The sequence below is a fragment of the Streptomyces sp. NPDC049813 genome, assembly GCF_044465085.1.
Taxonomy (GTDB): domain Bacteria; phylum Actinomycetota; class Actinomycetes; order Streptomycetales; family Streptomycetaceae; genus Streptomyces.
Window position 1 is genome coordinate 865,253 of sequence record NZ_JBITLI010000001.1, and the last position, 21,970, is coordinate 887,222.

General features: G+C 71.6%; 20 protein-coding genes. 8 read left to right on the top strand and 12 right to left on the bottom strand.

All coding sequences use genetic code 11. The features are described from left to right. The first annotated feature begins 8 nt into the window (after nt 1-8). Entirely contained in the window at nt 9-491 is a 483-nt protein-coding gene (locus ACIBW6_RS03835; RefSeq protein ID WP_399056235.1) for a MarR family winged helix-turn-helix transcriptional regulator, read from the top strand. A gap of 135 nt (nt 492-626) precedes the next feature. Further along, complete coding sequence (locus tag ACIBW6_RS03840; RefSeq protein ID WP_399056236.1) at nt 627-2,711, top strand: MMPL family transporter; 2,085 nt, start codon at nt 627-629, stop codon at nt 2,709-2,711. A gap of 67 nt (nt 2,712-2,778) precedes the next feature. Here the strand turns inward: ACIBW6_RS03840 and ACIBW6_RS03845 are convergent, their stop codons facing one another. From ACIBW6_RS03845 to ACIBW6_RS03860, 4 genes are all read right to left on the bottom strand, one after another. After that, nucleotides 2,779-3,435: a SnoaL-like polyketide cyclase gene (locus ACIBW6_RS03845; RefSeq protein ID WP_399056238.1), complete on the bottom strand. Its 657-nt coding sequence runs from the start codon at nt 3,433-3,435 to the stop codon at nt 2,779-2,781. 218 nt (nt 3,436-3,653) lie between these two features. Continuing rightward, a complete protein-coding gene (locus ACIBW6_RS03850) occupies nt 3,654-4,520 on the bottom strand; it encodes a carbohydrate ABC transporter permease (RefSeq protein ID WP_399056240.1) in 867 nt (288 codons plus the stop codon). Then, complete coding sequence (locus ACIBW6_RS03855; RefSeq protein WP_399056244.1) at nt 4,517-5,485, bottom strand: carbohydrate ABC transporter permease; 969 nt, start codon at nt 5,483-5,485, stop codon at nt 4,517-4,519. Before ACIBW6_RS03855 ends, ACIBW6_RS03850 begins: the two co-directional genes overlap by 4 nt. Nucleotides 5,486-5,538: 53 nt before the next feature. Further along, nucleotides 5,539-6,855: an ABC transporter substrate-binding protein gene (locus ACIBW6_RS03860; protein ID WP_399056246.1), complete on the bottom strand. Its 1,317-nt coding sequence runs from the start codon at nt 6,853-6,855 to the stop codon at nt 5,539-5,541. Between the two features lie 269 nt (nt 6,856-7,124). On the opposite strand from ACIBW6_RS03860, the gene ACIBW6_RS03865 reads away from it, so the two are divergent. Then, nucleotides 7,125-9,536 carry a glycoside hydrolase family 2 protein gene (locus tag ACIBW6_RS03865; protein ID WP_399056248.1) on the top strand — a complete coding sequence of 804 codons (2,412 nt, stop codon included), beginning with the start codon at nt 7,125-7,127 and terminating at the stop codon, nt 9,534-9,536. Further along, nucleotides 9,533-10,570 (top strand): LacI family DNA-binding transcriptional regulator, encoded by a 1,038-nt coding sequence (locus tag ACIBW6_RS03870; protein ID WP_399056250.1) that lies wholly within the window; start codon nt 9,533-9,535, stop codon nt 10,568-10,570. The genes ACIBW6_RS03865 and ACIBW6_RS03870 overlap by 4 nt, the downstream gene beginning before the upstream one ends. Nucleotides 10,571-10,623: 53 nt before the next feature. Here ACIBW6_RS03870 and ACIBW6_RS03875 read toward each other — a convergent pair whose 3' ends face one another. Beyond that, complete coding sequence (locus tag ACIBW6_RS03875) at nt 10,624-11,634, bottom strand: glycosyl hydrolase (RefSeq protein WP_399056252.1); 1,011 nt, start codon at nt 11,632-11,634, stop codon at nt 10,624-10,626. Between the two features lie 178 nt (nt 11,635-11,812). Between ACIBW6_RS03875 and ACIBW6_RS03880 the strand changes: the two genes are divergently transcribed. Together ACIBW6_RS03880 and ACIBW6_RS03885 are read left to right on the top strand one after the other, a co-directional pair. After that, nucleotides 11,813-12,865: a LacI family DNA-binding transcriptional regulator gene (locus ACIBW6_RS03880; protein ID WP_399056254.1), complete on the top strand. Its 1,053-nt coding sequence runs from the start codon at nt 11,813-11,815 to the stop codon at nt 12,863-12,865. 208 nt (nt 12,866-13,073) lie between these two features. After that, on the top strand, nt 13,074-13,571 hold the full coding sequence (locus ACIBW6_RS03885; protein WP_399056256.1) for a GNAT family N-acetyltransferase: 498 nt from the start codon (nt 13,074-13,076) through the stop codon (nt 13,569-13,571). Nucleotides 13,572-13,584: 13 nt separating this feature from the next. Here the strand turns inward: ACIBW6_RS03885 and ACIBW6_RS03890 are convergent, their stop codons facing one another. Then, nucleotides 13,585-14,640, bottom strand: coding sequence for a hypothetical protein (locus tag ACIBW6_RS03890; RefSeq protein WP_399056258.1), 1,056 nt, complete (start codon nt 14,638-14,640; stop codon nt 13,585-13,587). A gap of 258 nt (nt 14,641-14,898) precedes the next feature. On the opposite strand from ACIBW6_RS03890, the gene ACIBW6_RS03895 reads away from it, so the two are divergent. Then, the gene (locus ACIBW6_RS03895; RefSeq protein WP_399056261.1) at nt 14,899-15,870 is read left to right on the top strand and encodes a TIGR03557 family F420-dependent LLM class oxidoreductase; all 972 of its coding nucleotides are present in this window, start codon (nt 14,899-14,901) and stop codon (nt 15,868-15,870) included. Nucleotides 15,871-15,927: 57 nt separating this feature from the next. Here ACIBW6_RS03895 and ACIBW6_RS03900 read toward each other — a convergent pair whose 3' ends face one another. Next, entirely contained in the window at nt 15,928-16,986 is a 1,059-nt protein-coding gene (locus ACIBW6_RS03900; RefSeq protein WP_399056263.1) for a VWA domain-containing protein, read from the bottom strand. Between the two features lie 183 nt (nt 16,987-17,169). Between ACIBW6_RS03900 and ACIBW6_RS03905 the strand changes: the two genes are divergently transcribed. Beyond that, nucleotides 17,170-17,445: a DUF3253 domain-containing protein gene (locus ACIBW6_RS03905; protein ID WP_399056265.1), complete on the top strand. Its 276-nt coding sequence runs from the start codon at nt 17,170-17,172 to the stop codon at nt 17,443-17,445. Nucleotides 17,446-17,474: 29 nt separating this feature from the next. Here ACIBW6_RS03905 and ppk2 read toward each other — a convergent pair whose 3' ends face one another. The 5 genes from ppk2 to ACIBW6_RS03930 all read right to left on the bottom strand — a co-directional run bounded on the left by ppk2 (nt 17,475) and on the right by ACIBW6_RS03930 (nt 21,896). Further along, entirely contained in the window at nt 17,475-18,458 is a 984-nt protein-coding gene (gene ppk2, locus ACIBW6_RS03910) for a polyphosphate kinase 2 (RefSeq protein ID WP_399056267.1), read from the bottom strand. A gap of 344 nt (nt 18,459-18,802) precedes the next feature. Beyond that, a complete protein-coding gene (locus ACIBW6_RS03915; protein WP_399056269.1) occupies nt 18,803-19,681 on the bottom strand; it encodes a cytochrome c oxidase assembly protein in 879 nt (292 codons plus the stop codon). Further along, nucleotides 19,681-20,256: a DUF2243 domain-containing protein gene (locus ACIBW6_RS03920; RefSeq protein ID WP_399056271.1), complete on the bottom strand. Its 576-nt coding sequence runs from the start codon at nt 20,254-20,256 to the stop codon at nt 19,681-19,683. The genes ACIBW6_RS03915 and ACIBW6_RS03920 overlap by 1 nt, the downstream gene beginning before the upstream one ends. 141 nt (nt 20,257-20,397) lie before the next feature. Further along, a complete protein-coding gene (locus ACIBW6_RS03925; protein WP_399056273.1) occupies nt 20,398-20,697 on the bottom strand; it encodes a hypothetical protein in 300 nt (99 codons plus the stop codon). Nucleotides 20,698-20,984: 287 nt separating this feature from the next. Continuing rightward, nucleotides 20,985-21,896 (bottom strand): LysR family transcriptional regulator, encoded by a 912-nt coding sequence (locus ACIBW6_RS03930; protein WP_399056275.1) that lies wholly within the window; start codon nt 21,894-21,896, stop codon nt 20,985-20,987. Nucleotides 21,897-21,970: the final 74 nt, after the last annotated feature.

Genomic DNA, 21,970 nt, shown 5'->3' on the forward strand with positions numbered 1-21,970 from the left:
GTGGCCGGGTGGAAAGTCGTGAACCAGACAGGCCGGCCGCGGAACCCCACCCGGATCTGCAGGCCCTCGGCGTACAGCTGCGCCGGCTCAACGGCGAACTGAACCGCCTCGTCCACGGCTTCGCGGCCGGTCAGGGGCTGCACCCCACGGACGTCCAGGCGCTCGCCGCCATCCTGGACTCCGCCGAGCCGCTGACCCCGGGCGCGCTCCGCCAGCGCCTCGGGCTCACCTCCGGGGCGGTCACCGCCTGCGTGGACCGGCTGGAGCGGGCGGGCCACGTCACCCGGGTCCGCGAGAGCACGGACCGGCGGGTCGTCCATCTGCGCTACGTACCCGGGGCGCAGGCACGGGCGCGGCGGTACTTCGGGCCCCTGGCGCAGGCGGCCGACCGGGTCCGCGGCGGGTACAGCGCACCCGAACTGGCCGTGGTGCTGAGGTTTCTGGGCGACCTTAACGAGGAACTCTCGGAGACCAGGAGTCCGCAGACGTAGCGGAGCCGCCTGCATCCACGGAGGCATCCCCCGCGGAAGCGACTGAGAGAAGGGGCACCCGCTCCCCGTATAACTCAATCATTGAGATACTTTTCCATTGAGTTTGTTGTTCCCGCTGCCTGCCTTGGGAGAACCATGTCCCGCACCACACGAGGTACACGCTGGCTCGTGCCCCTCGTCCTGCTGATCGTCTGGCTCGCCGTCGGCGGCACTCTGGGGCCCTACGCCGGCCGGCTCGGCGAGGTCGCGACCAACGACCAGGCGGCGTTCCTGCCCCGCAACGCCGAGTCCACCCGGGTGATCGACGCCCAGCGCGCCTTCCAGCAGGACGAGACGCTGCCCGCGATCGTCGTCTGGACCGCCGCCGACGACGGCACGGTCGACGCCGCCCAGCGCGGCCGGGCGACGCGCGCGCTCGCCCGGCTGGAGGGGACGCCCGGCGTGGTGGGGAAGGTGTCGCCCGCGGTTCCTTCCGGCGACCACAAGGCGTTGCAGGGCGTCGTCCAGCTCCGGCCCGACCTCGGCGACGACCTCTCACCCACCCTCGACCGCGTCGAACACGTCGCGGCCGGGGTCGCGGGCACCACGGTCGCCGTGGCGGGACCGGCGGCGAGCCAGGCCGACCTCTCCGGGGCCTTCGCGGGGATCGACGGACTGCTGCTGGTGGTCGCCCTGGTCACGGTCCTGGTGATCCTGCTGCTGGTCTACCGCAGCGTCCTGCTGCCCTTCGTCATCATCCTGGGTGCGGTGTTCGCCCTCGGGGTCGCCTGCGCCGTCGTCTACGTCCTCGCCGACGACGACGTCGTCCGCGTCGACGGGCAGGTGCAGGGCATCCTGTCGATCCTCGTGATCGGCGCCGCCACCGACTACGCCCTGCTCCTGACCGCCCGCTACCGCGAGGAACTCGCCGCCCGCGCCGACCGGTTCGCCGCCATGCGGGCCGCGCTGCGCCGCTCGACCGGCGCCATCGTCGCCAGCGCCGCGACGGTCGCCCTCGGCCTGCTCGCCCTGCTGCTGAGCGACCTCACCAACAACCGCGCCCTCGGCCCGGTCGGCGCCATCGGCATCGTCAGCGCGGTCCTGAGCACCCTCACGTTCCTGCCCGCGGTGCTGGTGCTGCTGGGCAACGCCGCGTACTGGCCCGCGCGTCCGCGCCCGGCCGACGCGGCGGGCGGCGGCCACGGCGTGTGGTCCCGGGTCGCGCACGCGGTGCGCAAGGCGCCGCGCAGGATCTGGGCCGTGGCCCTGGGCGCCCTGCTCGTGTGCGCCGCCTTCGCCCCGACCCTGGACTCCAAGGGGGTGCCGCTCGACGAGATCTTCGTCAACGACGCGCCGTCGGTCGCCGCCCAGGCGACGCTGGCCGAGCACTTCCCCGGCGGCTCCGGCAACCCGGCCGTGGTGATCGCCGACGCGCGGCACGAGAAGGAGGTCACCGCCCGGGCCGAGCGGACCGGGGGAGTGGCCGCCGCGGCCGCCCTGAACGAACAGGGCAGGCCCGGCGCGGGACCGGCCCGCGTCGTGGACGGCAGGATCCGCGTCGACGTCACCCTGAAGGACGCCGCCGACAGCGACGCGGCCAAGGCGACGGTCGCCCGGCTCCGCTCCGCGCTGCACGGCGTCGACGGGGCCGACGCCCTGGTCGGCGGCTACACCGCGCAGCAGTACGACACGCAGCACACCGCGGAACGGGACCGGGCGCTCATCGTCCCCGTGGTCCTGCTCATCATCCTGGTCATCCTCGTCGGACTGCTCCGCTCGGTCCTGATGCCGCTGCTGCTGGTCGCGACGGTCGCCCTCAACTTCGCGGCCACGCTGGGCATCGCGTCCCTCGTCTTCCCGCACGTCTTCGGTTTCAGCGGCACGGACGCCTCCGTGCCGCTGTACGGGTTCGTGTTCCTCGTGGCGCTCGGCGTGGACTACAACATCTTCCTGATGTCCCGGGCCCGCGAGGAGTCGCTGGAGCACGGGGTCCGCGACGGCATCCTCAAGGCCCTCGTCGCCACCGGCGGGGTCATCACCTCGGCCGGTGTGGTGCTGGCCGCGACCTTCGCCGCCCTCGGTGTCATCCCGCTCGCGTTCCTCGTGCAGATCGCGTTCATCGTGGCGTTCGGGGTGCTGCTCGACACGCTCGTCGTGCGGTCGCTGCTGGTGCCCGCGCTGGTCCGGGACATCGGCCCGAAGGCCTGGTGGCCCGGGCGCCTGAGCCGCCGCGCGGACTGACGGCCCGGCGGCACGGACCCGCCGGCCGGGGGCGGCCCCGCCCGGCAGGTCCGTGCCCCCGGCGCGCTCAGTCCCGGCCGCCGGCCCCGGTCACCGGGCAGCCCCCGGTCAGCTTGCCCAGGAACGCGTTCGGGTCGTAGAAGTGCTCCACCTCCAGCAGTCGCAGCTCGTCGTCGACGCGGGCGAGGCTCATCCCGAACATCTCGACGGTCTCACCGGTGGCGTCGAACCCCTGGTAGGACCCCTCGAAGGCGCCCCAGTGGCGCCACTTGAAGGCGATCGCCGGCGGCCCCGACACCACGTCGGTGACCTCCCAGTAGAAGCCCCCGGGGAAGGCCTGGTGGAAGACGTGGTGCGAGGACTCGAAGGTCTCCGCGCCGTAGAAGACGCTGTCGCCGATCAGGACGTTGTAGCTGCCGCGGTCCGTGATCTCCCGGGCGTCCGCCCAGGGACCGCCGTTGACGCGCGTACGGAACCGGTCCGCGACCATCGACACCCAGGTAGCCGGATCGTGCTTGTGGGAGACCTCCATCTCGAAGACCTGCACGACGCCCTCGACGATCGCCTCCAGGGACCCGGGGGCGTGCCGGGTGCTGCGCTGGCCGGGCATGACCGTGTGGGAGAGGTGGTAGTCCGGCACGCCCTCGCGCCAGTCGGCGGCGTCCGCGGCGGCGATCACCGCGGACCGGCCCTGGAGCCAGAGCGGGGGCTGAGCTTCCGGCATGACGAATCCCTTCCGGGGACGAGGCAGAGACGGCAACGATCGGGAACGGACCGCCGGCGGTCGGCGTTCGACCCGACGGCGTGGCGCCTCATACTGATTCGCTCACACTTTCTACACAACCCCTCAAGGGTGCGCCGTATTCGCCAACACCCCCTCACCTACGCCGACTTGATGATCCGCGTCCCGGGAGGAGCCCGTAGCCCGCCCGCCCCTCGCGCCTACTTGGTCGCCCCCTGGGCGAAGCCGTTGTAGATGTAGCGCTGGAGGAAGAGGAAGACGAGCAGGGTCGGCAGGATCACCAGGACGGCCCCGGCCGAGATCGCCTCCCAGTGCGCGCCGAACGGCCCCTTGAAGCGGAAGAGGGCGGTGGAGATCGTCCCCTTGTCCTCGGACGGCAGATAGAGGAAGGGGATGTAGAAGTCGTTGTACGTGGTGATGCCCTTGACGATGACCACGGTCGCGATCGCCGGCTTGAGCAGCGGCAGGATGATCCTGCGGTAGATGGTGAAGGTGTTCGCCCCGTCCAGCCGGGCGGCCTCGTCCAGCGAGGTCGGGATCCCGCGGATGAACTGCAGGAAGATGTAGATCGAGACGATGTCGGTGCCCATGTAGAGCAGGACCGGGGCCCAGCGGGAGTCGACCAGGTCGAAGCCGTTCACCACCTGGAAGGTCGCCACCTGCGTCGTCACCCCGGGCACGAGCGTCGCGACCAGGAACAGCGCCATCACGGTCTTCTTGAGGCGGAACTCGAAGCGGTCGATCGCGTACGCCGTCATGGAGCCGATGAGCACGGTCCCGGTGAGCGAGAACAGCAGGATGAACGCGGTGTTCCCGAACGCCGTCAGCAGGTGCCCGTCGCGGAACGCCGTGGCGTAGTTGGACAGATGGGTCCAGTCGTCGGGCAGGCTCAGCGCGCCGCTGCCGTCGGCCACTTCGCGGGAGGACTTGAGCGAGGTGAGGAAGACGACGGCGAGCGGTACGAGGACCACGAGTGAGGCGGCGACGAGCGACAGGTAGGTCAGCGCCGTGCCGATGCGCGGCCTGCCGCGGGCGGCGGACCGGCGGTCGGTGGTGAGCGTGGTCATACGAGGTCCACCTTGTCGTCGGGGACGAGCCGGCGCTGGATCCAGGTGACGAGCAGGATGATCAGGAGCAGCACCACGGCGCAGGCCGAGGCGAGGCCCGTCTTGTTGAACTGGAAGGCGAGCTTGACCGTCTGGATGACGAAGGTCGAGGTGCCGGTCGAGCCGCCGGTCATGATGTACGGGATCTCGAAGACGGCCAGCGAGCCGGAGACCGCCAGGATGACGCTGAGACTGAGGACGGGGCGGATGCCCGGCGCGATGATGTGCCGGAACTGCTGCCAGCGGCTCGCGCCGTCGAGCTGCGCGGCCTCGTACAGCTCCCCGGGGATCGACTGGATGGCCCCCAGGAACAGTACGAAGTTCAGGCCGGTGTACCGCCACACGGAGACGCCGGCCAGCGAGGTGTTGGCCGCGTCCGAGGTGCCGAGCCAGGCGTGGTCCCCGTCGGCGCCGAACAGCGCGAGGACCGAGTCGAGGGTGCCGCCGTCCTGGAAGAAGTAGAGGAAGACGAAACCGATCGCCACGCCGTTGATCAGGTACGGGAAGAAGAGGATGCCCTTGAAGAGGTTGCGGAAGCGCAGGTCGAAGCTGAGGACCGTGGCGAAGTAGAGCGCGAGCACGATCTGCACGGCGGACGCGGCCAGGTAGTAGAAGCTGACGAAGAAGACCCGGAACAGCTCGGGCCGGGTGAACAGCTGCGTGTAGTTCCGCACGCCGGTGAAGGTCCGGTCGGGGCTCACCCCGTCCCAGTCCGTGAAGCTGTAGAGGACCATGTCGACCACCGGGACGTACGTGAACGTGATCAGCAGGGCGAGTGGCGCGAGCAGGAAGAGCCAGGGGGTGATCCGGCGCAGCGGGTGGTCGCGCCAGGAGCGGGGGCGTGGCGGGCTCGGGTGGGGGCGGCGCCGGACGGGCACGCGGTGCGGCCCGGGTGCCGGCGGCGCTTTCGATGTGGTGTCAGTCATGCGGAACGGCCCTTTCGTGGTCCGCGACGAGCGACGAGCGACGAGCGACTCCGTCAGTTCCCGGCGACCGCCGCCGCCTCCGCCCAGCGCTTGTCCAGCTCGGCGAAGTACTCGGCCAGGGAGCCCCGCTGGGCGCCGCGGGCGAGGTCGATGAGCCTCTGCCGGTAGTCGGGCTTGGCGAGACCGATCTCGGCGGCGTCGTCGATGGCGTTGACCTGCTCCGTCTGCGCCTCGGAGCGCTCGACGAGCTTGACATCGTTGTCCTGGAAGGGCTTCAGGACCTCGGGGAAGCTCATGGAGGTCAGGGCCGAGACGCCCCCCTCCTTCGCGGCGAAACCGGACTTCTCCGTGAACCAGTCGATCCAGGCACGGGCGGCCGGCTTGTGGTCCGAGTGGGTGTTGACGGCCAGCTGGTAGTCGGAGACCAGCGTCGCGCAGAAGGTGCCGTCCTTCTGGGCCGGGAAGGGCATGAAACCGATGTCGTCCGGGTCCTCCCCGGCCGCGGTGGCGGCCCCGCGCATCTGGTTGACGGCCCAGGAGCCCAGCATCATGCTGCTGATCCTGCCCTTCGCCAACTGGGTCTTGGAGTCCTCCCAGTTGGTGGTCGTGGGGTCCTTCTCGGCGAGCTTGTCGTGGACGATGTCGTACAGGAGCGTGTCGTTGACACGCAGCTCGCCGCCGGGCCGCCACGGCTTGTCGGTCGTGGCCAGCGCGTCCCAGGCCTTGCCGTCACAGCTGACCGAGCCGACGTTGTTGCTCCAGGCGCCGCTCAGCGGCCAGCCGTCCTTGAAGTTCGTGTAGTACGTCGCGCCCGTCTTCTCCTTGACCCGCTTCAGGTCGGCGAGGAACTGGGCCGGGGAGGTGGGCCAGTCCTCGATGCCGGCCTTCTTCCACACGGCCTTGTTGTAGACGAAGCCGTTGGCGGTACCGAAGTTGGCGATGCCGTACGTCTTGCCCCCGACGTCGGTCTTGCCGGTGAACCGGTAGGTCCGTGCCATCTCCTTGGTGGAGCCGAGCGGGGCGAAGAACTTCGGGTAGTCACCCTTGGCGATCACGCCGGGGATCAGCAGGACGTCACCGTAGTTGTCGGTGTTCATCCGGATCTTCACCTCCCCCTCGTAGTCGGTGATGCCCTGGAACTCCACCTTCACCTTGGGGTACGTCTTGCGGAACGTGGCGGCGTACTTCTTCATCGTGCCGTCCTGCACGAGGTCGGTGCGGTTGGTGAGCACGGTGATGGTGCCCGTCACCTCGGCGGGATCGGAGGGCGGGTCGGCCGCCTCCCCCGACGAACTCCCTCCGCCCCCGCACCCCGTGACGGTCAGCAGAGCGGCGGCCAGCACCATCGCGCTCAGCGGCTTCGTCCTCATGTGCCCAACTCCTTCCGAGGGTTACGGCTCAGGCCCAGCGGGCTGACGGCACTATGTCAGCCATCAATGAACCGGTAAAGCCTCGATTTCCGCCGCGATGCTCAATCGTTACCGGCCCTCACCAGTAGGCCAGCAAAGCGCCCTTGTTGTAAGGCCGTTCGGAGATGTGCTGCTGAACTGCGAGGACTAGACCGGTTCACATAGCACGGGTTAGGTTGGCGGGCGTCTCATACGAACCGGGCCCGCGTCCGTCCGATTGGAGCCGCACTATGAAGGACACCGCCCAGCTCAGCGCAGGATGGAGTCTCGAACACGACGGGACGCGCCTGCCCGCCCAGGTGCCCGGCTGCGTCCACACCGACCTGCTCGCCGCCGACCGGATCCCGGATCCCTTCATCGGGCAGAACGAGCGGGAGATCGCCTGGGTGGGCCGCCGCGCGTGGACGTACACCCGCGACCTGGCGGCGGCACAGACCTCCACCGGCACCCATGAGCGCACGGACCTGGTCTTCGACGGCCTCGACACCGTGGCCGCCGTCCGCCTGGACGGCACCGAGCTGGGCCGCACCCGCAACATGCACCGCTCCTACCGCTTCGACGTCACCGGCCGCGCGGGGGAGTTGAGCGTCACCTTCGACTCGGCCTACGACGAGGCGGCCGCCGTGCGGGCGGCGGTGGGGGAGCGGCCCAACGCCTACCCCGAGCCGTTCCAGTACCTCCGCAAGATGGCCTGCAGCTTCGGCTGGGACTGGGGGCCGACCGTGGTGACGGCCGGCATGTGGCGCCCCGTCCGGCTCGAACGCTGGTCGACGGCGCGCCTCGCCCGGGTCAGGCCCCTGGTCACCGTGGACGGCACGCGAGGCCGCGTAGAGCTCCGCGTCGACCTGGAGCGCACCGCCGCCGGAGCCGGCCGGCGGCTGACCGCGCAAGCCACCGTCGCAGGAGCCGCGGCCCGCGCCGAGACGGACGGCGACCTGCTCACCCTGGTCCTCGACGTCCCCGACGTGCGCCTTTGGTGGCCACGCGGCTACGGCGAGCAGCCGCTCTACGACGTCGAGTTGACCCTGTCCGCCGACGGCCGCCCGCTCGATTCCTGGCGGCACCGCGTGGGCTTCCGCACGGTCGAGATCGACCGGACCGCGGACGAGCACGGCACCGGCTGCACGTTCGTCGTCAACGGCACCCGGATGTTCGTACGCGGCGTCAACTGGATCCCCGACGACGTGCTGCCCTCCCGCGTCACCCCCGAGCGCTACCGCACCCGGCTCCAGCAGACCGCCGACGCCCACGTCGACCTGGTCCGCGTCTGGGGCGGCGGGCTCTACGAGGACGACGCCTTCTACGACACGTGCGACGAGCTCGGCCTCATGGTGTGGCAGGACTTCCCCTTCGCCTGCGCCGCCTACCCCGAGGAGCAGCCGCTGCGGGGCGAGGTCGAGGCCGAGGCCCGCGAGAACGTGGTCCGCCTCATGCCGCACCCCAGCCTCGTCGTGTGGAACGGCAACAACGAGAACCTGTGGGGCTTTCGCGACTGGGACTGGGAGGCCTCGCTCGCCGGGAACTCCTGGGGCGAGGGGTACTACCTCGGACTGCTCCCGCGCGTCGTCGCCGAGTCCGACCCGACCCGCCCCTACATGGCGGGCAGCCCCTGGTCCGGGTCCTGGGACCACCACCCGAACGACCCCGACCACGGCACCCACCACTCGTGGGAGGTGTGGAACCGGCAGGACTACACCGAGTACCGCGCGCACGTGCCCCGCTTCGTCGCCGAGTTCGGCTGGCAGGCACCCCCGGCCTACGCCACCCTGCGCCGCGCCCTGCCCGGCGAGCGGCTCGCCCCGGACTCGCCCGGCATGCTCCACCACCAGAAGGCCGAGGACGGCAACGGCAAGCTGAACCGCGGAGCGGCCCGCCACTTCGCCCTGCCCGAGGACGACTTCGACCGCTGGCACTACCTCACCCAGCTGGTCCAGGCGCGCGCCGTCGCCACCGGCATAGAGCACTGGCGCGCGAACTGGCCGCGCTGCGCCGGCACGATCCTCTGGCAGATCAACGACTGCTGGCCCGTCAGCTCCTGGGCGGCCATCGACGGCGACGGCCGGCCCAAACCCCTCTACCACGAGCTGCGCCGCCTCTACGCCGACCGGCTGCTCACCCTGCAACCGGGCGCCGACGGTCCCGAACTCGTCCTGGTCAACCAGGGCGGCACCCCGTGGAGCTGCGACGTGACGCTGCGCCTGATGCGGGCCGACGGCACCCTCGCCGCCCGGGTCTCGCTCGGACTCACCGCCCCGCCCCGCGAGGTCCTGCGGCTGCGGGTGCCGCCGGAGGTGACCCCGGCCACCGGTTCGGCCAAGGAGTACCTGGTCGCCGACGCCGACGGTCTGCGCGCCCTGCACTTCGAGGCCCGGGACCACGAGTTCGCCTATCCGCAGCCCCGCTTCGAGGTCGCCGTCGAGACCATCGGCCAGGGGCGGGATACAGTCGACATCGTGGTGACCGCCCAGACCCTCGTCCGCGACCTGCTGCTGCAGGCCGACCGCATCGCGCCCGACGCCCGGGCCGGGAGCGGACCGACCACACTCCTCCCCGGCGAGAGCACCCGCATCCGGCTGCACGGCGCGCGGGGCGCCGGGGCCAACGCCGTCCGGGCCGCCCTCTTCTGCGTGGAACCCGCGTGAGCGCACCCACGCAGCGCGTCACCATCAAGGACGTCGCCGCCGCCGCCGGAGTGTCCAAGGGTGCGGTCTCCATCGCGTTCAACCACAAACCCGGGCTCTCCGAGGCGACCCGTGAGCGGATCTTCGCGGTGGCCCGGGAGATGGGCTGGGCACCGAACTCCTCGGCCCGCAGCCTCTCCCGGCAGACCACGGACACCGTCGGCCTCGCCCTGTGCCGACCGGCCCGGCTCCTCGGGCTCGAACCGTTCTACATGGAGTTCATCTCCGGCATCGAGAGCGTGCTGGCCGAGCGCTCCTGCTCCCTGCTCCTGCGCCTGGTCAGCAGCAGGGAGGAGGAGATCGAGCTCCAGCAGACCTGGTGGCGCGAGCGGCAGGTCGGCGGCTCCGTCCTGGTCGACTTCGACCGGGACGACCCGCGGATCGAGCCGCTCAGGAAGCTGGGCATGCCCGCCGTGGCGGTCGGCCACCCCGACCTGACCGGCGGCATCCCGTCCGTGTGGACCGACGACGCCACGGCGATGGGCGAGGCCGTCCGCTACCTGGCCGCCCTCGGCCATCGCCGGATCGGACGGGTCGGCGGCCCCGAGGGGCTCGGCCACAGCGCCATCCGCGAGGAGGCGTTCCGCCGGACCATGGAGTCCCTGGGGCTCGACGGCTCGCTGCAGGTGGCGTCCGGTTTCGCCGGGGAAGAGGGGGCACGGGCCACCCGGTCGCTGCTGCTGCGCGCGGAGCGGCCGACCGCCCTCGTCTACGACAACGACATCATGGCGGTGGCCGGCCTCGGGGTCGCCGCCGAGATGGGCGTCTCCGTGCCGGCCGAGCTGTCCCTGCTGGCCTGGGACGACTCGCAGCTGTGCCGTCTGACGCATCCGACCCTGTCGGCGATGAGCCACGACGTGCACGGGTTCGGCGCGGACGTGACGCGGGTGCTGTTCGACCTCATCGAGGGCCGGACGGTCACCTCCCATCCGGTGCCCATGCCGTCGCTGACCCCGCGCGCCTCCACGGCGGCGCCGCGCCCGCACCACCCCTGAGCAGGAGGGCGCGGTGGCCCGGCCCGGCCGGGCCGGGCCCCCGCGCCCACCGCTCACGGCAGCTGGACCTCACCCTGGTTGAGGACGCGCGGGTGGAAGTAGCCCGCCTGGAGTTCGGCGTTGCTGTTGTTCCCCCGCAGCTGCTCCGACCACATCATGAAGTACGCCCAGCGGGTCTGGCCGTCCAGCAGCGCCGCGTTCGGGATCTTGCCCATCTCGGCCAGGGCGATCGGCTTGCCCGCCGCGATGGTCTGCAACTGCTGGTAGTCGGCGGTGCTCGGGTAGTTCTTGTACCAGACGTCGAGGGACGCCACGTCGACGTAGCCGGCGCCCGGGTAGTAACTCGCCCAGTTGCCCGCCGGGTTGTCCTGGACGTTCCAGACCCAGATCAGGTTGGTCAGGCCCTTGGTCACGAGGTAGTCATGGGTGATCCGGTAGAGCTTCGCGCTGCCGTCGGCCCCCGGGCGGTGCCCCCACCAGTTCCAGGACTCGTTCATCTCGTGCAGCGGGCGGAACAGGACGGGCACGCCCGCCGTCTTCAACTGCTGCAAGTAGGGCACCGCTTCGTCGAGGCGGCGCTTCCAGGCGGTGTTCAGGGCCGTGCCGTCCGTGACGACCTGGGAGAACTGCGCGTCCGAGATGCCGGACTTGACGCCGCCCTCGAAGGCGCAGGAACTGCCCATGGTCGGCGGGCAGACGTGCCAGGTCAGCGCCACCAGCGAGCCGTTGGCCCACTCGGTCCTCGCCTGGTCGATCACCCGCTGCCGGTTGGCCACGTCCGCGGCGTTGAACATCAGGTCGCCGCCCCACAGCCCCGGGTACTGGCCGGTGACGTCCTTGACCTGCTGGGTGTACTGCCCGGGGTTGCTCGCGGGCTCCTTGTTGTGCTGACCGGAGACGATGTGCGAACCGCTGATGGAGCGCAGGTAGTCGATCACCTGCTGCCGGGAACGGCCGGGAAATGCCTGGGCGTCGGGGGTGAGGGTCAGGGCCACGAGCGCGGCGGCGAGGAGGGCGACGAGCGGGGTCAGACCGCGCGCCCGCAGCACCGGGATGCTGTGCATGAGAGGAGGTCCCTTCCGTCAGGGTGGGGTGCCTTGACCGTGCTGGCGGGCCACTCTGCACACCGCGGACATCGTTGTCTAGACGTTGAGCAAGTTAAGTAAAGGGCCAGTAATATGACGCCTTCGGTCGGTCACTCCCCATGGGAGAAGGTCTCAACCGGTCTATGCTGAGGACCTCATGAGTCGTCATCAGGTGACCATCAGAGACGTGGCGGACCGTGCCGGAGTCTCGCGGGCCGCCGTCTCCGCGGCCCTCCAGGGCAAGCCGGGGGTGTCCGCCGCGACCCGGGCCCGGATCCTGGCGGTCGCTGGCTCGCTGGGCCGGCAGCCACGGGCGGCGAGCCGCTCACCGCGCCGCCCGGAGTCGGGCACGGTCGGGCTCGTCCTCCGCAGACCCGCGCACCAACTCGGCCTGGAGCCCTTCTACATGGAGTTCATCTCCGGTGTGCAGAGCGTGGTGTCGGCCGGGTCCGGTGCCCTGCTCCTGCGCCTGGTGGGCAGCCTGGACGAGGAGATCGACCTCCAGCGCCACTGGTGGCGGACCCGGCGGACCGCCGGTTCGGTCCTCGTCGACTTCCGCGAGCACGACCCCCGCGGGCCGCTGCTCGCCCGGATCGGCATGCCGGCCGTCGCCATCGGGCACCCCTCGCTCACCGGGCCGTTCCCCGCGCTGTGGACCGACGACGCCACCGCGATCACCGAGGCCGTGCGCTACCTGGCCGCGCTCGGTCACCGTGCCGTCGCCCGGGTCGGCGGCTCTCCCGAACTCGGCCACAGCGCGATCCGCGGTGCCGCCTTCTGCGCGGCGGCGCGGCGAGCGGGTCTGGACGCGGCGCGGCAGCTGTCCACGGACTTCTCCGGCGAGGCGGGGGCCAGGGCCACCCGCTCGCTGCTGACCGCCGAGCGGCGGCCCACGGCGATCGTCTACGACAACGACCTGATGGCCGTCGCCGGACTCGCCGTGGCGGCCGAGCTCGGCCTCGGCGTCCCCGCCGACGTCTCCCTGCTGGCCTGGGACGACTCACAGCTGTGCCGCCTGACGCGGCCGACCCTGTCGGCGATGAGCCACGACATCCACGGCTTCGGGGCCGAGGCCGCCCGCGCCCTGGACGACGTCCTGACCGGGGCCCGCCCCGGGGCCCGCCAGGTGCCGACGCCGAGGCTGATCCCGCGCGGTTCCACGGCGCCCCCGGCGGGGCGGTGTCTGAGGAACGGCGCGGGGGCGGTCTGACACTCCCCAGTGATACGACCGCCCCCGCAGCACATCCTGGAGGGGAGTGTCCCCGAAAACGCCGGTCAATCCTGCGCGAGTGCTTCGACGAGTGTGGCGCTGATCACTCTGGGGCCGGGGGTCTTTGCGGGGACGGCCCGGGCACGGCGGGCGCCGAGGGAGAAAATTCCGTACGGCGGCGTCCCGGGTCGCTGTACTCTCGCCGCTCATGAGCTGGTTGCCTGACGACTTCGTCCACCCTGTCCGCGTGCCCGTACCCGCGACCCCGTTCCATCTGCGGCCGATCAGGGAGGCGGACGCCGCGATCGACTATCCGGCCGTGATGGGTTCCCGGGAGCGCCTGTTCGAGATCTTCGGGCCCGCCTGGGGCTGGCCCGCCGCGACGATGACCTACGAGGCGGACCGCGTCGACCTGCTGCGCCACGAGAAGGAGATAGCGGCCCACGAGTCGTTCAACTACGCCCTGCTGGACGAGGAGGAGACGGTCCTCCTGGGCTGCGTCTACATCGACCCGCCCGAGCGGACCGGCGCCGACGCCGAGATCTCCTGGTGGGTGGTGGACGAGCTGGTCGGCACCGCGGCGGAGCGTGCGCTCGACGCGCTCGTGCCCGAATGGATCGCCGCCGACTGGCCGCTGCGGCAGCCGCGCTTCGTCGGCCGCGACCTCACCTGGCAGGAGTGGCTCGCCCTGCCGCCCCTCGACTGAGCCCCGCCCGCTCTCACTCGTACATGACGTAGGCGGGGCGCGGGGTCAGGGCCAGGACCTCGTCCGGTGTCATCAGACGGCCGCCGCCCTCGGCGTCCTCCTCGAAGAACAGCTTGAAACCGGTGTGCAGCCGCGGCGGCATGACCTTGACCAGCTGCTTCCACGTGTCGCGCTTGAGCCGCGGCGAGCCGATCCCGTCCGCGCTCTTCACGACCGCGACCCCCGCCGGAACCTTCAGCCGGTCCTCGTCCCTGACCACCGACGAGGCGACCTGGTGGTAGACGAAGGCCTTCTCCGGAAGGTCGTGCTCGTCGACGAGTGAGGCCAAGTAGGCCGCGATACGGGTGAGTTCGTCCCCGGTGGTGTGTCCGTAGCTGTCACCCGGCACCTGGTCGGGGCCCATCTCCCACTCCGGGTCCAGGGCGATGCCGACGTCCGGGTGGACCAGCCACTCGCGCAGCGCCTTCACCTCGTCGAGGGCCGCGGCCCGGCCCGGCTGGATGTTCAGGAGCAGCAGGGCCTTGTGGGCGCGTGCCGTCTCGTGGAAGGCGCGGATCGTCTTCGCCGGGGTGCGGCTGCGGTACCGGCCGTCGGGCCCGGCGCCGGAACTGGCGACCACCGCGAGCAGTTCGAGGACCGGCAGTACCGTGCGGCCGTCGGCGTAGGCACGGCCCCGGCGTTCGATCTCCGTGACGCGGTCGTCGAGGTCGCCGGTGCCGAGCCGGCCGAGGGCTTTGGCGCCGGGCAGGCCGCAGTAGCCGACGAGCCGGTGCTCCGGGAAGAGCCGCCGCCCGCCGCGGGGCAGTTCGGGGCGGCGGCGGGTGGGCGTCGGGGTAGGGGAGTGCGAGGTACGCGCCGAGGGAGTGGGGGCCGCCGCGTCGTCGGCGGGCGCGTCGGACGTACCGCAGCCGACCGCGAGGGTGGCCGCGCCCGCGGTGCCGGCCGCGAAGAAGGCGCGCCGCCGCAAGCGGCCCGGGGCCGCGTCCGTGCTGTCGCTGGGGCCGTCCGTCCGCATCGCGCCTCCTGTCCGCCGCTGCCGGTCGCGCGCCGCGACGGTTGTGGTGATCATCGTGTACAAGGCGCCTGTCCTTGGGGCCACGGCACGAAACGTGCGCGGACCCGGCAGTTCCGGACCCGGCCCGCGGGCGCGCCGCCCGCGCGCCGCCCCCGGCCGGGTCCGTGCCCCATCCCGGTGACGCGGCCGCTCCCCGTCGGCGTGGCAGCGTCACCTCCCCGACCCGCTCCGACCAGCATGTCCGCAAGTCCTGGCAGCGGCCGAGGACACCGACGGTGACGCCGACGGGGACACCGACAGGAAAGAGGAACCGTGCAGATCGGTTACAAGCTGGCCGCGGAGGCGTTCGGCCCCGCCGAACTGGTGCGTCAGGCCGTGCTCGCCGAACAGGCCGGTTTCGACTTCGTGGAGATGAGCGACCACTACCATCCCTGGCTGGACGTACAGGGGCACTCGCCCTTCGCCTGGACCGTGTTCGGCACGATCGCGGCGAAGACCGAACGCATCGGTCTGGCCACCGGAGTGACCTGCCCGACGGTCCGCTACCACCCGGCGATCATCGCGCAGGCGGCCGCCACGCTGGCCCTGCTCTCGGACGGCCGGTTCACGCTCGGCGTGGGGTCGGGGGAGCGGCTCAACGAGCACGTCACCGGTGAGGGGTTCCCGAACTCCGTGCCGGAGCGGCACGCCAGGATGCGGGAGGCGCTGGAGATCATCCGCCTGCTCTGGAGCGGCGGCTACCACTCCTACCACGGCCGGTACCTGAAGCTCGACGACGCCCGGGTCTTCGACCTGCCGCCACAGTCGCCGGTCATCGCCGTGGCGGCCGGGGGCCCGCTGTCGGCCCGGATCGCCGCGGAGCTGGGGGACGGACTCTTCGCGACCGACGCGGAGAGCGCGATCGTCGACGCCTACCGTGCGGCCGGCGGTGACGGACCGCGCTACGCCGAGGTGCCCATGGCATGGGCCCCCGACGCGGACACGGCCGCGCGGGCGGCGCTCAAGACCTCCCGGTGGGCGGTGACCGGCTGGAAGGTGATGAGCGAACTGCCCAACCCGGCCAACTTCGAGGCCGCCACGACCACGGTCCGAACCGAGGACATCCTGGAGCAGTTCGCGTGCGGCAGTGACCCCGCACGCTTCGTGGAGGTCGCCCAGCCCTTCGTGGACGCGGGCTTCGACCGGCTGGTGATGCAGAACGCCGGCCCCGACCCCGACGGCTTCATCGACTTCTACCAGCGGGAACTGGACCAGCGCCTGCGCGCACTGCGCCCGTCGGCGTGAACCGGAGCAGCAATCCCGGTCTGTTCTGCTGCCGGCTCAGAACATTCTGCCGCCGGCTCAGAACATGATGAGCAACCGCGTATTCGGCTTGAGCTTCCTGTTGACCGAACGGCTCTGCACATACACCTCCAGCTTCGGATTGTTGCCCGCCTTCACGGACACAGTCCCCTGAATTCCCGTACCGAAGAGAAGATTGCGTGCCGCGTCGCCGGTGTAGGCGCGGTCGGTGTCCTTCTCGACCACGATGACTTCCTTGTTCGGCTGGACCTGGGCCCGCGCTCCCAATTGGTAATAACAGGCGCCACGTTCGTATGTCACCCCGGGGTGCGAATTCACGAAGGGGCGGATCTCGACTTCCTTGTCGACCTTCAGGAGGCGGTACCGGTCGGCCGGAACGGGTTCGAGGCTGGCGCGCACGTCGTCGACGGATATGTCCTGGCCGACCGCGAAGAGGTTCTTGGTGCCGCGCACCCCCTGCTCACGCCCGCGCAGGAAGCTGGTCGCGGCCGCGCGCACCGTGCCGATCGCCTCCTCGACGCCCTTCTGGGAGTCCGCGTCCCAGATCGCGATGTTCCCCGCCGGGAAGCCGTAGTTCTGCGCGGTGCGCTTGGCCAGGGAGTTCGGAACCAGGATCGCCGAGGTCCAGTGGCCGGGCAGACCGCCCATCCGCGTCGTGATCCGGTCCAGCCAGGGGCCGAGGACGGTCATGTCCCCGTCGTGCCGCCGGTCTCCCCCCGACGCGTTCTCCTCGCCGTCCGTCACCACGATCTGCAGGAAACTGTGCTCGCCGTACTCCTCCCAGATGTGTCCCAGGTCGTCCAGGGACTTCAAGGAGGCCTCGATGAGCGCCGTCGCGCCATTGTTGACCTGATACAGCCCGCGCATGGACGGCAGGCGCTTCACGTCCATGTCCCACACCAGATTCTCCACCCGGTGGTCGAAGGAGTAGAGGCTGATCCGCGTCTCGTGGCCGAGGCTGTCGGATTCGGCCTTCAGGCCCGCCACGAACTCGTCCACCACGCGCACCAGTTGATTCTGGTGCGGCCGCATGGAACCCGAACAGTCCACCACCAGCGCGACGTGATTCACCTTGTGCTGAATCCTGTTTGCGGACATGATTCCGCTCCCCCTCCGCTGTTTCCGAGCGATGTATTCACTCTAGAGGGCGGCACTGACAACGGGAGTTGAGCGCGTACCCCCTCGCCGGGCACGGGCGCCGAATCCGGCACGGCGCAGGAACGGCGTCGCCCGCCCCGGCCGTGCGGTGGCGGGGGACGCCGTCGGTGGGAGACTGGAACGGTGAACGACGAGAGCGGACGGACGACGGAACGGCGCCTGGAGCGGGCCATCACCGAACTGCTGGACCGGCGTGATCCGTCGTCGTCGATCTGCCCGTCCGACGCCGCCCGCGCGGTGTACGAGGGCGAGGACGACGGCTGGCGCGAGCTGATGGAGCCGGCCCGCCGGGCGGCCCGCCGGCTCGCGGACGCGGGCGAGGTCGAGATCACGCAGGGCGGGCGCCGCGTCACCACGGACGAGCCGCGTGGCCCGATCCGGATCCGCCGGCCGCGCTGACGTCCCCCGGGGGGCGGACGCCGCCCCCGTCACCCTTCGGACGAGGGCGCGGGACCGGCCGGGCGCGGATGCTGCCCCGGGCCCTCGTGGTAGTCGGCGAGCCGGCTGGGCGACAGGTCCGTCGGCTCCTCGCCGGTCTCCAGCAGCGTGTCGGCGGGGCCGATGACGAGCGGGTCGGCCTTGCCCACCGCGGCCTCGTCCCGGGACTCGTAGTCGAAGCGCAGCAGGAGGTGACGCATGGCCTCAAGGCGTCCGCGGCGCTTGTCGTTCGTCTTCACCACCGTCCACGGCGCATGGCTGGTGTCCGTCGCGCGGAACATCTCCACCTTCGCGCGCGTGTACGCGTCCCACAGGTCGAGCGAGGCGACATCGGTGGGGGAGAGCTTCCACTGGCGGACGGGATCGACCTGGCGGATGGCGAACCGCGTGCGCTGCTCGGCGCGGGAGACGGAGAACCAGAACTTGACCAGCACGATGCCGTCGTCGGTGAGCATCTGCTCGAACAAGGGCGCCTGCTCCAGGAACTGCTGGTGCTGGCCCGGCGTGCAGAAGCCCATGACGGGCTCGACACCGGCCCGGTTGTACCAGGAACGGTCGAAGAAGACGATCTCACCGGCGCTCGGGAGGTGCGCGACGTAGCGCTGGAAGTACCACTGGCCCGACTCCCGCTCGGACGGCTTGTCCAGCGCCACCACGCGCGCGCCACGCGGGTTGAGCCGCTCGGTGAAGCGCTTGATCGTGCCGCCCTTGCCCGCCGCGTCGCGGCCCTCGCAGAGCACCACGACGCGGCGGCCCTGGTCGCGGACCGTCTTCTGCAGCTTCAGCAGTTCGATCTGCAGGAGCCGCTTGCTGCGCTCGTACTCCTTGCGGCCGAGCTTGCGGGTGTACGGGTAGTTCTCCTGCCAGGTGCGCAGGGGGCCGCCCTCCTGGTCGAGGAGGACCGGCCGCTCCGGCTGGGAGTCGTCGACCCACAGTCCGTCGAGAAGCTTCTTCTCCTCGTCCTTGCCGCTCAACGTGGTCTCCTCGGGGTACGGCGATGCGGGTGAAGGAAGGTGCACTGCAGGTCATACCCCGTCATCGCGCTCACAAAAGACGTCACGGAGAGACACGGACGTTCCGTCGCGGGAGGGTACCGGGCGCCCGGTACGGGCTGGGACGCGCGGAATGGGGGCCGTCCGGCCCTTTGCCCGGGTGGGGCCGGTGGTGACACTGGGAGGGTCGGACGGGGCCCGTGCTCCGGCCGGTCGGCGGGGCCCGCTTCGGCAGTGAGGCGGGTGACTGCCTGCCGGGCCCGCCGTCCGGGCCGCCGGACCCGGTCGAGGCCGTACGCCCCGGCGGCCCGGACGGCGGACGAGGGCTATCCGTACGGCAGCTGCGCGGCGTCGGGGATCCCGCCGGGGGTGCGGCGCGGACTCGGCCGGCCGGGACGGGCGGGGCGGGCACGTGCGGGGCGCCAGGTGGCGACGAGGGCCGCGGCCAGGAGGAGTTCGGCGATGTCGCCGCCGTAGTACATGATCTCGGCGCCGCCCCGTACCTGCGTGGCGGGCGCGTGCACGCCGAGGAGGAAGCCGCCGTAGATCAGCTGGGAGATCGTGGCGTGCGCCGCGACGGCGACCCCGAGCACGATGAGCCGCGCGGGCACGCCGGGCCGCGACGGCGCGGGGTCGGGTCCGGCGACGACCCAGGCGAACAGGCAGCCGGAGAGCAGGAAGTGAACGTGCATCAGCGCGTGCAGCGCGGGCCGGGCCATCGTCGCGTCGTACAGCGGCGTGAAGTACAGGACCGGCAGCGTGCCGGTGGCCAGGACCAGGGCGGTGACCGGGTGCGCGAGCAGCCGGGCCGGGCGGCTGTGCAGCAGCCGGGTGAGGGAGCGGGCCCGGGTGGCGGGCAGCGTCCGCAGCAGCAGACTGACCGGCGCGCCGAGGACCAGGGCCAGGGGTGCGTACATGCCGATCAGCATGTGCTGGGCCATGTGCCCGCGGAAGTCTTCGTGCGCGACAGGCGCCAGGGGCGGCGACAGGGCCACGGCGAGCAGGGCGCACCCGGTGAGGAAGCTCAGGGTCCGCGGGCCGCTCCAGCCCAGGACGGGGTTGCGGCGCCGGGCGCGGCGCGCGAGGAGGACGTAACCGGCGGCGAGGACGAGCACCATGGCGGCGGGGAGCAGCACCGGCAGCACCGCCCACAGGTCGCTGCTCGCGTGGTGGTCCTGCATCGGATGGTGCGAGGTGTGCTCCATCAGGCGGGCCGGCCGGGCCGCGCGGCCCCGGCGGGGCCGGGGGCGTCGGGGGCGTCGGGGTCGAAGGGGCGGCCGGAGCGCTGCAGCAGGTGACCGCCGACGACCAGGAGGAGCCCGAGGAGCAGGAAGGCCATGTCCCACCAGATGCGGTGCGGGCCGCCGTGGACATGGTGGATGCCCATGATCTGGTGGTCGAGCAGGCCCTCGACGAGGTTGAACAGGCCCCAGCCGACCAGGATCCAGCCCCACAGCACCCGGGAGGCCCACACCCGGCGGCGGTGGTGGGTGACCCGGGCGTACAGGATCCCGAGGCCCACGATCACCGCGACCCAGCAGACGGCGTGGAAGACGCCGTCCCAGACCGTGTTCATCTCCAGGCCGGAGACGGTGTTCGCCGGGTAGTACTTCACCCCGATCCGGTCACTGTCGGTGCTGGTGAGCATGTGGTGCCACTGGAGCAGCTGGTGCAGCAGGATGCCGTCGACGAAACCGCCGAGCCCCACCCCCAGCACGATGCCCGGCAGGCGGATGCTGCCGGGTGGCGCGCCCGTGCGCGTCTGGTCGGTGCCGGCCATCGTCTGTCCCGTCCGATCTGTCGGTCCGCCGGATACGTGTGCCTGAACGAGTACGCCTTTCCCGCCCTGGCCCCGCTGTCACGAACGGGCGTCCTTTCGGCCGAATCGCGCGCCGGCCGGCGGCGCGCGGCCGTCCGGCGGTCAGGCCCTGACGTGGCGGGCCGCCGTGGCGGGCCGGAGCGTCGCCGTGCGCTCGCGCCGGGCCGCCGGGCGCGAACGTGCCGTCCGGCCCAGCCAGAGGGAGGCCGTGGCCAGCAGCCCGCCGAACACCGCGAGGAGCAGCAGGGACACCCACATCTGCCGGCTCCCCGGGTTCAGCCATCCGGTCCACGCGGCGGACGCCGCCCACAGGAGGGTGCCTCCTCCGTAGAAACCGCGCATGCGGCGCAGCCCGCGCACAGCAGCCGACGGACGCTCGGGAAGCTCAGTGGTAGCTGTCATGCCGGCCCGTGTACCCAGCGATCACCGGATCACCACGCCTTCACCCGGGCGGCCTGTTTTCCGTCATCGTCGCTGACGCCGCCGCTCTGCGCAGAGCCGCGGTGGTGCGCCCGCAACCGCCGCCACCACGGCGGGACCGGCACCAGGACACCTGTGCGAGCGGCCATTTCGCGCCGCCTGCACGGAAGTTGCGGCGGCGGCCCGGGCCGGTGCCGCTAAGGTTGCCCCAGGCTCAACGCCGCATCCCCCCGTGTGCGGCGTTGAGCTCTTCCGCGTTCGCCGCGTCGTCACGGGCACAGCGGCGCACCGTCGCCCGCCGTTCCGGCACACCGCTCGATGACCGAGGCGACCTGTTCCGCGGCGGGGGAGTTGCGGTGCACCCGGCGGGCCAGCAGCAGGTCGACGGCCTCGGGCTCCTCCAGCGGCACGTACGTCACCCCGTCGAGGCTGAGACTGCGCACGGAGCGCGGGACCAGCGCCACCCCGTGACCGGCCGCCACGAAGACGACGAGGGTGGCCGTCTCACCGACCTCGGTCAGCGGCTCCGGCCGGAACCCGGCCCGGGCGCACGCGGCCAGCACCCGCTCGTACATGGAGGAGCGGGCCCGGGACGGATGGATGACGAAGGGCTCACCGGCGAGCGCGCGCAACGGCACGCAGGACCGGCCGGCCAGCGGGTGGTGGCTGGGCACCACGGCCACCAGGGGCTCGGACCGCAGCGGCGTGACGTGCAGCCGCGCGTCGGTGACCGCGCCCCGCAGCACGGCGAGGTCGTACCGGCCGTCGAGCAGCCCCGCCACGAGTTCCGGGGTGAGCAGTTCGCCGCGCAGGTCCATGGTGACCGCAGGCAGCTCCGCCCGTACGGTGCGCGCGACGCGTGGCAGCACGTCGTACGTCGCGGTGCCGATGAACCCCACGGAGACGCGCCCCGCGTGCCCGGTGGCCAGCTCCCGCAGGTGCACGCGGGCCCGCTCCTCCTCGGTGACGAGCGCCCGCGCGTAGTCGGTGAGCTGCCGGCCGGCCTCGGTCGGTTCGACCCGCCGCGTGGAGCGGTGGAACAGCGCGATGCCGAGCTCCCGTTCCAGCTGCTTGATCTGCTGGGACAGGGCGGGCTGGGCCACGTGCAGCCGGGCCGCCGCCCGGCCGAAGTGGCACTCCTCGACGAGCGCGAGGAAGGACCGGAGCTGACGGAGTTCCATGGCTCCACCGTAGGGCGTTTCATGCGGTCGGCTTATCAATCGATGCCGACTCGGTCTTGGACGTGATGAACACC

Bases quoted from the DNA above. Each gene is read 5' to 3' on its own strand.
- ACIBW6_RS03915 (WP_399056269.1), bottom strand. From the start codon at position 19,681: ATGGAGCACACCTCGCACCATCCGATGCAGGACCACCACGCGAGCAGC.
- ACIBW6_RS03890 (WP_399056258.1), bottom strand. From the start codon at position 14,640: ATGATCACCACAACCGTCGCGGCGCGCGACCGGCAGCGGCGGACAGGA.
- ACIBW6_RS03920 (WP_399056271.1), bottom strand. From the start codon at position 20,256: ATGGCCGGCACCGACCAGACGCGCACGGGCGCGCCACCCGGCAGCATC.
- ACIBW6_RS03850 (WP_399056240.1), bottom strand. From the start codon at position 4,520: ATGACCACGCTCACCACCGACCGCCGGTCCGCCGCCCGCGGCAGGCCG.
- ACIBW6_RS03930 (WP_399056275.1), bottom strand. From the start codon at position 21,896: ATGGAACTCCGTCAGCTCCGGTCCTTCCTCGCGCTCGTCGAGGAGTGC.
- ACIBW6_RS03875 (WP_399056252.1), bottom strand. From the start codon at position 11,634: ATGCACAGCATCCCGGTGCTGCGGGCGCGCGGTCTGACCCCGCTCGTC.
- ACIBW6_RS03880 (WP_399056254.1), top strand. From the start codon at position 11,813: ATGAGTCGTCATCAGGTGACCATCAGAGACGTGGCGGACCGTGCCGGA.
- ACIBW6_RS03900 (WP_399056263.1), bottom strand. From the start codon at position 16,986: ATGTCCGCAAACAGGATTCAGCACAAGGTGAATCACGTCGCGCTGGTG.
- ACIBW6_RS03885 (WP_399056256.1), top strand. From the start codon at position 13,074: ATGAGCTGGTTGCCTGACGACTTCGTCCACCCTGTCCGCGTGCCCGTA.
- ACIBW6_RS03855 (WP_399056244.1), bottom strand. From the start codon at position 5,485: ATGACTGACACCACATCGAAAGCGCCGCCGGCACCCGGGCCGCACCGC.
- ACIBW6_RS03845 (WP_399056238.1), bottom strand. From the start codon at position 3,435: ATGCCGGAAGCTCAGCCCCCGCTCTGGCTCCAGGGCCGGTCCGCGGTG.
- ACIBW6_RS03840 (WP_399056236.1), top strand. From the start codon at position 627: ATGTCCCGCACCACACGAGGTACACGCTGGCTCGTGCCCCTCGTCCTG.
- ACIBW6_RS03925 (WP_399056273.1), bottom strand. From the start codon at position 20,697: ATGACAGCTACCACTGAGCTTCCCGAGCGTCCGTCGGCTGCTGTGCGC.
- ACIBW6_RS03860 (WP_399056246.1), bottom strand. From the start codon at position 6,855: ATGAGGACGAAGCCGCTGAGCGCGATGGTGCTGGCCGCCGCTCTGCTG.
- ACIBW6_RS03865 (WP_399056248.1), top strand. From the start codon at position 7,125: ATGAAGGACACCGCCCAGCTCAGCGCAGGATGGAGTCTCGAACACGAC.